This is a genomic window from Mycobacterium sp. E3198 (genome assembly GCF_001667015.1).
In the GTDB taxonomy this organism is placed as follows: domain Bacteria; phylum Actinomycetota; class Actinomycetes; order Mycobacteriales; family Mycobacteriaceae; genus Mycobacterium.
The window spans coordinates 1-985 of the sequence record NZ_LZIS01000057.1 but is presented as its reverse complement, the minus strand read 5'-3'; the positions used below and the strand labels follow the sequence as shown (position 1 = coordinate 985).

The 985-nt window shown below is 66.9% G+C and carries 2 protein-coding genes; one reads left to right on the top strand and one right to left on the bottom strand.

What is annotated here, in order from left to right:
- On the bottom strand, window positions 1-260 hold a 260-nt coding region (locus A5673_RS06895; RefSeq protein WP_197518312.1), incomplete at its 3' end, for a zinc-ribbon domain-containing protein.
- Between the two features lie 105 nt (window positions 261-365).
- Between A5673_RS06895 and A5673_RS06890 the strand changes: the two genes are divergently transcribed.
- On the top strand, window positions 366-985 hold a 620-nt coding region (locus A5673_RS06890; RefSeq protein ID WP_304442558.1), incomplete at its 3' end, for an adenylate/guanylate cyclase domain-containing protein.

The window sequence follows — 985 nt, the reverse complement described above, 5'->3', positions numbered from 1 at the left end:
CCGGTGAACTTGTCCACCGTGCCGCCATAGCGCCGCACGACCGCCCCCGCGACCGTGACCAGCTCGGTCATGATCTCGCGCAACCGCTCCGGGCCCACCGCCGCGGCGATGTCCATCGAATGCACGACGTCGGCAAACAACACGGTGACCTGCTTGTATTCCGCCCGGGTGGGCGACACTGAAGATCCGCACTCGTCGCAGAATTTCGCGGTCGGGCGCAGCTCCGCGTCACACCTCGCGCAGGTCACCGCGGCCGTCATCGGCCAAGGATAGGGCAATCGGAACCCGGTTTTGCGGATAAGTGTCGCCGGGCGGCGGCATGGGTGATTATGGGGGGAAATTTTGACGGTGCAGGAGATCGGTGGATGGTTAGCCCGGGCAGCGAGGCCACCGGCCGGTGTGGGCTGTGCGGCAACGACCTGCGGCCCAAGGCCCGTTTCTGCGATGCCTGCGGCTCGCCCGTCACACCCAGAACGGCCAGCGGCGAACACAAACAAGTGACGGTCCTGTTCGCCGACGTCGTCGGCTCGATGAAGCTGGCGGCTGCGCTCGATGCGGAACGCCTTCAAGAGATCATGACCGAGCTGGTCACGGTCGCGGGGGCGGTCGTGCGGCGCTATGGCGGCACGGTGGACAAGTTCACCGGTGACGGGATCATGGCGGTGTTCGGGGCCCCGGTGGCGCTGGAGGATCACGCGGTGCGTGCCTGCATTTCGGCGCTAGAGATCCATTCGGTCACCAAGGACCTTGCCGCCGAGGTGCATCGGCGTGACGGCGTTGACCTGCAAATCCGAATCGGCCTGAACTCGGGGGAGGTCATCGCCGGCGAGATCGGCTCCGCCGCTTTCGGTTACACCGCCATCGGGGAGCAGGTCGGGATGGCACAGCGGATGGAGTCCGTCGCGCCACCGGGCGGGGTGATCGTCAGCGAGTCGACGGCTCGCCTCGTGGCAGGCGCAGTGGTTCTCGGCGAGTCCGAGCTGGT